Below are 9,577 nucleotides of genomic sequence, written 5' to 3'. Positions count from 1 at the left end.
CAGCTCAAGCAACTTAGGCAACTCAAGTAACTCAGGCGGCTCAGGCAACTCAAGCAACTCACGCGAACTCAAGCAACTCACGCGAACTCAAGCAACTCAGGCAACTCAAGTAACTCAAGTAACTCAAGCAACTTAGGTAACTCAGGCAACTCAAGCAACTCAAGCAACTTAGGTAACTTAGGTAACTTAGGTAACTCAGGTAACTCACGCGAACTCAAGCAACTCAGGCAACTCAGGCAACTCAAGCAAATTATGCAACTTAAGTAACTCAAGCCGCTCCCTGGCTACTACTCTCAAGCTGCTCCGAGTGTAAATAACGTCATTTTTGTACCTTAATTTTGTTGAAATGGATGATCTGAGCAAAATAAGTGCATTTTTGTATGCTAATTCTTCCTGATATAGTCCCAGGGCGACACTTTTCATAAAATAAGGTACAATATTGCTCTTATATCCTTAATTTTCCTCGAAACAAGAAATATAAGGTACAAAAATGCCGTTAATTTGGAATGCAGAATGAAATACCGTTGATCATCTTTATGGAGTCCAAGACAACTGTGGCCGAAAGCTCGTCTTTGCTGGAGAGCCACGGGGAACACTGTTTGAATTTTAAAATCCTTATATAACTAAAGTAATAAATAGTCATCTAGATAACAAGGAGTTAACGAGATATTAAAGGGCTAACGAGACATTAAAACTGCTGAGATAACAAGAATATCTAAAAGAAAAATAGAAAGGAGCACCTCAATTATGGAAACAACACAATATACCTTCGATGCTGCCGCAGTCTGGGGCAGACTGGAGCGCAAGACGACGCTTATGCTCCGCCTGATTGGCGATAAATCGCCGCATGTAGCCGGGAAAGACGGCAAGTATGACGATAAGCGGATCGACTGGTGGACGTCCGGCTTCTGGCCGGGGATCCTGTGGCTCATGTATGACATGACCGGCAAGGAAGCATACAAAGAGGCTGCCTGGAGCTGGGACGAGCGGCTGGAGCGGCTCATGCTGGAGCCGAATGCCTACGATCATGATGTGGGCTTTCAATTCTTGCCCACGGCGGTGTTCAAGCATCTGCTGACCGGCGATGCGGACGGTCTGCGCCGCGGATTGTTCGCGGCGAACTTTCTTGCCGGACGGTACAACCTGAAAGGCCGGTTCATCCGGGCTTGGAACGGCGACAAGCATGGCTGGTCCATCATCGACACCTCGATGAACTTGTCGCTGCTGTTTTGGGCTTCGCAGCAGTCCGGCGATCCCCGGTTCGCGCAGATTGCCCGGTCCCATGCGGAGACCGTGCTGAAGCACTTCATCCGGGATGACGGGTCGGTGAACCACATCGTGTTGTTCGACCCGGATTCCGGCGAGCGCCTCGAAGTGCTCGGCGGGCAGGGCCATGCCCCGGATTCGGGCTGGAGCCGGGGCGCAGCATGGGCGCTCTACGGCATGGCGAATACCTATCGCCACACGGGCGATGAGGTATTTCTGCATGCGGCGCGGCGAGTCGCCCATTTTTTCCTCGCGAACCTCCCGAAGGATGAGGTCGCGCACTGGGATTTCCGCGCGGCAGCAAGCCTTACTGGCGAGCCGCGCGACACCTCAGCAGCCGCCTGCGCCGCGTCGGGGCTGCTGGAGATCGCCGAGCGTCTGGCACCGGCCGAAGGCCGGGTCTATCGCGCGGCGGCGGAGCGCATCCTGGGGTCGCTGGATGCGCACTACAGCACGTGGGAGGATGATAGCCATGAGGCTATCCTCCTCCACGGCACCGGTCACAAACCGGCCGGTGAGAACGTGGACGTGTCGCTGATCTACGGCGACTACTTCTTCGCGGAGGCCATCGCCAAGCTGAAGGGCTGGGAGCACCGGATTTTTTGATGGCAGCATCGTATTTTTTTAGTTGTTGTCACCCGCACCCGCGCAGTTACTCTTCGCGGAGGCCACCGCCAAGCTGAAGGGCTGGGAGCACCGAATTTTTTGATGCCAGCACCGGATTTTTTGAGCTGTTGTCACCCCACATCCTTGTAATTACGGCCTTTTTCAGGCATAAACACCCATATGACAATGACCCGAAATGGAACCTTCCACTCGGGTCATTGTCATTTTTATCAATCCGTTTTAACTTTTTGAACATTCCCTCTGCTGAAATGATCGTTATAATAAGAATACGCCGAATCCAAATCATATCAGAAGATGAGGGGTTTTTTTGAATCTAAAATATTTGTGGGAGAAACGGAAAAGTATCATCGTTACCTGGTTAATCTCATACAGCGCCGTCTTGTTCGTGCCGATGATTGTCAGCCTGCTGGTATACACCCAGTCGAGTCAGGCGCTGAAAAGTGAGATTCATCGTGCCAATGATTCGATGCTGAGACAGGTTCGGTATACCATTGACACCCAGATTGATCTGATGAAGCGTCTGAATATGGAGATGACCTGGAACAACAAGCTCCAGGATCTGATGTATTCCAGCAAAACCCCGGGCGATGCCCAGTTCACGGTCTATCAATTGGTCAAAGAGCTGCGGATGTATCAGACCTCGTATGCCTCTATTGACGAGTTCTATGTCACCTGGGATCAAGACGGGTCTGTTATCCGGTCCGGTAATGTGCGCGATTTAGAAACCGCTTTCAATACGATTCACAACACCGGTTCCTTGACCTATGAACAGTGGCTGGATACGATCCATGGATCGGCGAATAACCGTTTTCTGCTGCTGCCTCATCTAGATTCGGCCAAACCGCAGACCGGCATAGCCTACCTGACCCACTTGCCGAAGGATTTGAACGGGAGGGAGACGGGGACGGTAGTGGTTATGGCGGATACCGCAAGGTTCCAGAAGGCCATCGAGGGCATATCCGGCTTCAGCGGTGGTCAAATCCTGGTCCTTAATGAAGAGAACGAGGTACTGCTGTCCAACCTGCCAGTATCCATCAATCTGGATCAGCTATTGCAGGATTTACCGGCCGACAGCGGCCAAGTCATGAATATTCCGGCAAGAGACGGGGATTCCGAGCTTTTTTACATTCAATCTTCCATATCTAAACTAAAATATGTCCTGATGATCCCGAGCAGTATTTATTGGGAAAAAGCGGAGTATGTCCGCAGATTCACTTATATCAGCCTCTTTCTCAGTTTTGTGAGCGCGGGGGTGCTGACCTGGTTCTTTATGCGCCGCAATTATTCACCGATTCAGCAGCTTGTACAGCTTCTGACAGACAAGAACTCTCATGAAGAACGGACCGACTGGAACGAACTGAGCTTTATTCAAAGATCCATCTCGAAAACCAGAAGTGAAAAGGAAAAAATCGCTCTGCAGCTGGAGGCTCAACAGCATGTGCTGCGCTCTAATATGCTCAATCGGCTTCTCAAAGGTAAAACAGATCCGCTGATTCCATACGAAGAGGCATTTGAGTCTTTTGACATCAAGCTGTTGTCAGAAGAGTTTGCGGTGATCCTGTTCATGGTGGAGAACGGTGAAAGTTTGTCCGCCCAGCTGCCAGGCATTGATCTGCATGAGAAAAGCAAGCTGATTCAGTTTATTATCAGTAATGTGGTGGAGGAGCTAGCCGAGCAATACCATCATGTCGGGTATACGGTGGAAGTAGATGATATGATGGTGTGTTTGGTGAATTGTGAAGAGCCTGAGTCCACTGTGTTCAAAGACGACCTGAAAGCTATTGCTGCGGAAGCGCAGCGCTTTCTGGCCAGCTATCAGATGGTACTGACGCTGTCCATCGGCGGCATTCATTCCTCCCTGTCAGGTATTGCTGAAGCGTACCGGGAGGCAGTAGACGCCATGGCCTACAAAATGGTGCTGGGCAAACAGGAGATCATTGCCTATGACGAAATTCGCAGAGAGACAACGGATCATTCACAGACCGGATATTATTATCCGTTACAGGTGGAGCAACAGATTATCAATCTGATCAAGGTGGGTGACATGGAGCAGGTCACCAAAATCATCGACGAAGTGACAGATCGTAACTTCAATCAGCCGGTTATTTCACTAACGCTTGCAAGGTGTCTGATCTTTAATCTTGCTGGAACTATGGTGAAGGCGATGAACGAACTTGGCGACGGGGACAGTAGCATATTGGGCGATAACCCTTTATGGCTGGATCAAATCATTGCTTGTGACACCATTCTGGAGATGAAGGCGGAGCTCCAGACATTGGTTGCCGAAGTCTGTACGTTTGCCGCAGCCAAGTTGGAGCAGAACGTCTCACATGAACGGGCAGAATCGCTGCGTGATCTGGTTCTGAAGGTTACAGCGCATATAGAGGACCAATATAGTAATTCCAATCTGAGCGTCAATATGATCGGTGAGCATTTTAACATGAAGGGCAGTTATTTATCGAAGTTGTTTAAGAGCCAGACCGGGGAAGGCGTGCTGGATTATATCAACAAATACCGGATCGGGCAGGCTAAGGAGATGCTGAAGACGAGGCAGGCTTCAATTTCCGATATTGCTAAGCAGGCCGGGTACAACGAGGTGGCGACCTTTATTCGTGTATTCAAGAAATATGAGGGGATTACCCCGGGCAAATTCAAGGAAATGAAATGACACATCCGGAAGAAAGGAGGACGTTTCATGAGAGAACAAAGAACGGAGAGCAATGGTGTAGAGAGAGTTGCTAGAGAACAATATACAGGAATTCTGGATGATCAGAACGAATCAACCAAGGATGGCAAGCGGGGGATAGTCGGTCAATCCCGGCACATCCTGTGGCTGCTGCTGTTGCTTGCGGTGTTGGGATCCTCCTGCAAGGCACAGGAAGCAAGGCAGCAGGAGGCCTCATTGCCATCTTTCGCACAAAATAGTATAGAGGCGGATATTCCCCAAGAGGACGGTTATCCGATCCATACGAATAAGACGCTCACGTATTGGGCTGAGCTGAATGGCAACGCCGGCAATATCAAACCTACTTTTCAGGATGTCCCCTTCTTTCAGGAATGGCAGCGCCGGACCGGGGTAAAGCTGGATTTCATTCAGCCTCCGGCCAATCAGGCCAGAGAGGCCATTAATGTGTTACTGGCTTCGGGGGATCTACCGGATATGCTGGAATACGAATGGGCCGGTTTTCCTGGGGGGCCGGAGAAGGCGATCAGCGACGGGTACATTTTGCGCTTGAATGAAGTCATGGACAAGTATGCACCTCATCTGAAGCAATATCTACGTGAGCATCCCGAGATCGATAAGCAGATTAAGACGGATAGCGGCAGCTATTACGTATTCCCCTTCATCCAGGGAGAAGAACAACTGCTTACTTACCAGGGGCCGATTATCCGCAAGGATTGGCTGGATGAGCTGGGGCTTCAGGTGCCTGTCACCATTGACGATTGGCATACCGTCCTGAAGGCCTTTAAGGAGAAGAAGGGGATTGCGGCACCCCTTAGTTTCCTGGGCGTCCCCAGCCCGCTATTCGGTATTGAGAGCGGGGCCTTTGTCGGGGCCTACGGGATTAAGAAAGGCTTTTATCTGGATCAGGGTCAAGTGAAGTACGGGGCAATGGAGCCTGGATACAAGTCCTTTCTGGCTTTGTTCCGAGAGTGGTATGCTGAAGGATTGATCGACAAAAATATGTCCTCCGTCGACACCAAGACGCTCGATGCCAATATGATCTCCGGCCGAAGCGGGGCCAGCATTTGGAATGCTGGTGCAGGCATTGGGATGTGGCAACCTGCTGTGAAGGACAAATGGCCGCAGGCCAAGTTCGTCCCGGCGCCTTATCCGGTGCTTCATGCCGGAGAGAAGCCCAAATTCGGGCAGCGGGCCAATGCCTACATGGGTAGTGGCGGCGTAGCGATTTCCAGCAGTAGCAAGAATGTAGAGGAAGCGGTTCGTATGCTGGATTACGGCTACAGTCCCGCAGGACATCTGCTCTTCAACTTTGGTATTGAAGGAATTAGCTATGAGATGAAGAACGGGTATCCGCTTTATACCGATCTTATCATGCAGAACAAGGATAGGCTGGCACCGGCTCAATCACTTGCCATGTATACGCGGGCCAGTTATTTTGGCCCTTTTGTACAGGATGCCCGTTATCTGGAGCAGTATTACTTCCTGACTGAGCAGAAGGATGCTGTAAGCATCTGGTCAGACACCGATGCCAAGCACACTATGCTGCCGCAAATCTCTAAAACCGAGAAGGAGAGTACTGAGTTCTCCGCAATCATGGCGGATGTTACGACACTGGTGGATGAAATGTCCCTGAAGATTATTTTTGGCATCGAGCCGCTAGAGAACTTCGACGATTACGTAGCCCAGATTAAAGCCCTGAAGATCGACCAGGCGATCGAGATTCAGACTGCGGCGCTGAAGCGCTATGTGAAACGGTGAGAGGGAATCAGTGAACGTCGATATAACAGAGAGATATAAAGATATAAGAGCTCTGCCGAAAAGTGGCAGGGTTTTTTCTTGTTTATTTGAGCCAAACTGGATGAGGTCCTGTTTGAAAAACCGGATGGTGTAAAAGTGGCGGTCTTGTCTTAAACTAATCATTGATAATAATTATCATTTTCATAAGAGGGGAAGAAAAACAGAGATGCGTAAAAGAAAGCTACATATGGGAATTGTTTTTACTATTCTGCTAAGCCTTGCTTTGGCTGGCTGCGGCAATAAAGATCAAGCGTCGGTTTCCGGCTCTAACACAACAAAAGGGGAGGCCGCTCCCACTGAGCAAGCTTCCAAGGCTGTCTCCATTAAGCACGCATGGGGCGAAACGGAGTTTGCACAAACGCCGCAAAAAATCGTTACACTGGATTTTTCCTTTATTGATACGTTGACTGCCCTTGGAGTGACGCCGGTAGGGAATGCAGGCGTAGGCAAGACCAAGGTTCCTGAATACTTGGCGGATAAAGTGACTGGAGTGGCCGATGTGGGAGAGCGCAAGGCTCCCAATCTGGAGGTCATCCAGTCCCTGAAGCCAGATCTGATCATTGCCAGTGTGGACCGTCATGCCATGATTCGGAAGGAACTGGAGGGTATTACGCAGACGGTTGCTTTTGATGATGCGAGTATTGATCAAATCATGAGCAATGTAACCACTATTGGAGAAATGCTGGGCAAGAGTGAAGAAGCCGACAAGGTGAACAATGGACTGAAAGCGAAGATTGCAGAAGTGAAGAGTAGTATGCAAGGATCCCCTTCGGTTCTGGTAGTCGGCTACTTCGACGATCATTTCACGGTGTGGATCAAGGATTCCTTTATCGGAACGCTCTTGACGCAAAGCGGCCTGAACTATGCTTTCAATGGAGAGATTACTAGTACGGAAGGCAAGGGCGAGGGGACGCGTATGGCACTGGAACGTTTGCATGAGCTGAACCCGGATTATATCATGATGTATGGCGACAGCACAGATAAGCTGAAGTCCAACCCGCTATATCAAGATATGAAGGCTGTGAAGGAAGGCCATCTTGTGAATGTTGACCGTGATCTATGGGCGCGTGCCCGCGGACCGATTGCAGCGGATAAGATTTTGACTCAGGTTCAGGATATCCTGAAGGAAAAAAGTGCATCCAAGTAGGGAGAGATCTCTTTTGAGTGATATCGGTTTGAAAAAAGAAGGGGAGGCGCGTAAAGCGCCCCCCTTGTGGTTGGTTTTCAGCATTTTCGGAGTGATTCTGCTTGCTATAGCCGCTGTCACCCTCAGCTACCGGGTAAAGGGATTGACCTGGTCAACGTTGTTCTCCACCACAAACGATGAAGTCTTGACTTACACATTGTGGTCTATTCGCGCGCCCCGGCTTCTCCTGTCCATCATTTTGGGCGCCGGACTTGCGGTTGCGGGCTGTCTGCTGCAGAGTATGACCCGCAATCCGCTGTCTGATCCCGAGATTCTGGGGATTAACCAAGGTGCTTCCTGCTTCGCAGTTATTGCCATCGTCGGATTTGGCGAGCGGGACAGCTCGGCTGTGATTCTGCTGGCTTCTTTATGCGGTGCCGGAGCTATCGGTCTCTTAATTTCCTGGTTATCCCGTTACAGTGGAAATGATGCCTCCCGGCTAATGCTGGCGGGTGTTGCGATAAGTGCATTCATGGGTGCTTTAACAACCGGATTTATTTTGCTCTTTGAGACGCAGCTTATCGAGATTTTGTACTGGATGGCCGGAAAATTGACAGGGACTACATGGAGTGACAACAAACTGGTCTGGGCACTGGATATTCCCGCCCTAATCGTGGCTTTTTTGCTGGCCAGAACGTTGAATTTGCTGGGGCAAGGGGAAGAGCTGGCCACCGGGCTTGGGGTAAATGTGCCCCGTGTCCGGCAACTGATCGGTGTACTGATCGTTGTTCTGACAGGCAGTGCTGTCGCCGTAGCGGGACCAATCGGTTTTATCGGACTCATGGTACCGCATATGGCGAAACGGCTCGGCGGTTTAGATCACAAGGTTATTTTACCGCTGTCCGCGATTATGGGAGCGGTGCTGCTGTCTGCTGCTGATTTTTTGTCGCAATGGCTGACTTATCCTGCTGATCTGCCAGTAGGTATTATTACGGCATTCATGGGGGTACCCTTCTTTTTGTACCTGCTGCGCCGTCAGCGGGAGGGCCATAGATAATGAAACTGAGAAAATGGACCCGTTTTGGGCAGATCGTTGCGTTATTGTTATTGCTGCTGATTATAGCGGCGGTCTTGAGTCTCCGTTTTGGAGCGGTGAATACACCGCTGCGGGAGATTTTGGCCGAACTGGCCGGCGGAGAACCGCTGGTGCTTAAATATCGCCTGCCGCGGCTGATTATCGCAGTCCTGACCGGGATCAATATGGCTGTCTCCGGGGCCATCCTGCAGAGCATCACCCGGAACCCGCTGGCTGCACCCGATATTGTCGGTGTCACCGCCGGCGGCGGTTTTGGTGCAGTGGTTGTGCTACTTGTTTTTCCGACATGGAGCGCGGCGGGACTCCCGATAGCAGCTTTTGCCGGAGCAGTGACAGCTGCTGTGATCGTCTACTTGTTCGCTTACCAGCGCGGCGGAATCCGGCCTACCCGGCTTGCATTAACTGGTGTATCCGTGTCTCTGGGCTTTCATTCGCTGATTACGTTCTTGATTGTCAAATATGCACTGGATTCTTCCCAGGCACTTGTCTGGCTAAAAGGTAGTCTCTATGCCCGCTCATGGCAGCATGTGGAGATGCTCTGGCCCTGGACACTGGGTGGAGTGATTCTCGCACTGCTCAGTCACCGGCAGATCAATACGCTGCAATTAGACGAAGATACGGTAACCGGTCTTGGGCTGCGTATCCAGTTGGTACGCGTGCTGCTGCTGCTTACAGCAGTAGGACTGTCCGCAAGTTCGGTGGCTGTCTCCGGCACGATCGGCTTTGTTGGCCTGGTCATCCCGCCGTTGTCCAAATGGCTTGTCGGTCCTGATAGCCGATTGTACTTGCCTGTATCAGCTCTGCTGGGCGCTTTGCTGGTTACGCTGGCAGATCTGGCCGGCCGCGTGGTTCTGCCTCCCCTGGAAATTCCGGCGGGAATCTTCACTGCCCTGATCGGTGCGCCTTACTTTATCTATCTGCTGCTCATTCGCAGAGCACAGCCAAACAAGAGCCGGTCCCGTTAAGGGCTGGCTCTTGT

General features: G+C 51.0%; 6 protein-coding genes. All 6 read left to right on the top strand.

From position 1 onward, the window contains the following. The first annotated feature begins 747 nt into the window (after window positions 1–747). The 6 genes from ACFVU8_RS15095 to ACFVU8_RS15070 all read left to right on the top strand — a co-directional run bounded on the left by ACFVU8_RS15095 (window position 748) and on the right by ACFVU8_RS15070 (window position 9,563). The gene (locus tag ACFVU8_RS15095; RefSeq protein WP_387428194.1) at window positions 748–1,872 is read left to right on the top strand and encodes a glycoside hydrolase family 88 protein; all 1,125 of its coding nucleotides are present in this window, start codon (window positions 748–750) and stop codon (window positions 1,870–1,872) included. Between the two features lie 328 nt (window positions 1,873–2,200). Beyond that, window positions 2,201–4,561: a helix-turn-helix domain-containing protein gene (locus ACFVU8_RS15090; RefSeq protein ID WP_387428193.1), complete on the top strand. Its 2,361-nt coding sequence runs from the start codon at window positions 2,201–2,203 to the stop codon at window positions 4,559–4,561. Window positions 4,562–4,588: 27 nt separating this feature from the next. Then, a complete protein-coding gene (locus ACFVU8_RS15085) occupies window positions 4,589–6,337 on the top strand; it encodes an extracellular solute-binding protein (RefSeq protein WP_387428192.1) in 1,749 nt (582 codons plus the stop codon). A gap of 205 nt (window positions 6,338–6,542) precedes the next feature. Beyond that, window positions 6,543–7,523: an ABC transporter substrate-binding protein gene (locus ACFVU8_RS15080; protein WP_175374068.1), complete on the top strand. Its 981-nt coding sequence runs from the start codon at window positions 6,543–6,545 to the stop codon at window positions 7,521–7,523. A 13-nt stretch (window positions 7,524–7,536) separates the two neighbouring features. Beyond that, window positions 7,537–8,559 carry a FecCD family ABC transporter permease gene (locus ACFVU8_RS15075; protein ID WP_387428190.1) on the top strand — a complete coding sequence of 341 codons (1,023 nt, stop codon included), beginning with the start codon at window positions 7,537–7,539 and terminating at the stop codon, window positions 8,557–8,559. Further along, window positions 8,559–9,563, top strand: coding sequence for a FecCD family ABC transporter permease (locus ACFVU8_RS15070; RefSeq protein WP_387428188.1), 1,005 nt, complete (start codon window positions 8,559–8,561; stop codon window positions 9,561–9,563). The genes ACFVU8_RS15075 and ACFVU8_RS15070 overlap by 1 nt, the downstream gene beginning before the upstream one ends. The last annotated feature ends 14 nt before the right edge of the window (window positions 9,564–9,577 follow it).

The organism is Paenibacillus sp. NPDC058177 (genome assembly GCF_042883835.1).
Classification (GTDB): domain Bacteria; phylum Bacillota; class Bacilli; order Paenibacillales; family Paenibacillaceae; genus Paenibacillus_AQ; species Paenibacillus_AQ agri.
Note: the sequence above shows the minus strand (reverse complement) of the source record. Positions and strands in the feature narration are given on the sequence as shown.

What these genes read in the sequence shown, in the direction of transcription:
- ACFVU8_RS15080 (WP_175374068.1), top strand. Translation starts at nt 6,543, where the DNA reads ATGCGTAAAAGAAAGCTACATATGGGAATTGTTTTTACTATTCTGCTA.
- ACFVU8_RS15095 (WP_387428194.1), top strand. Translation starts at nt 748, where the DNA reads ATGGAAACAACACAATATACCTTCGATGCTGCCGCAGTCTGGGGCAGA.
- ACFVU8_RS15070 (WP_387428188.1), top strand. Translation starts at nt 8,559, where the DNA reads ATGAAACTGAGAAAATGGACCCGTTTTGGGCAGATCGTTGCGTTATTG.
- ACFVU8_RS15085 (WP_387428192.1), top strand. Translation starts at nt 4,589, where the DNA reads ATGAGAGAACAAAGAACGGAGAGCAATGGTGTAGAGAGAGTTGCTAGA.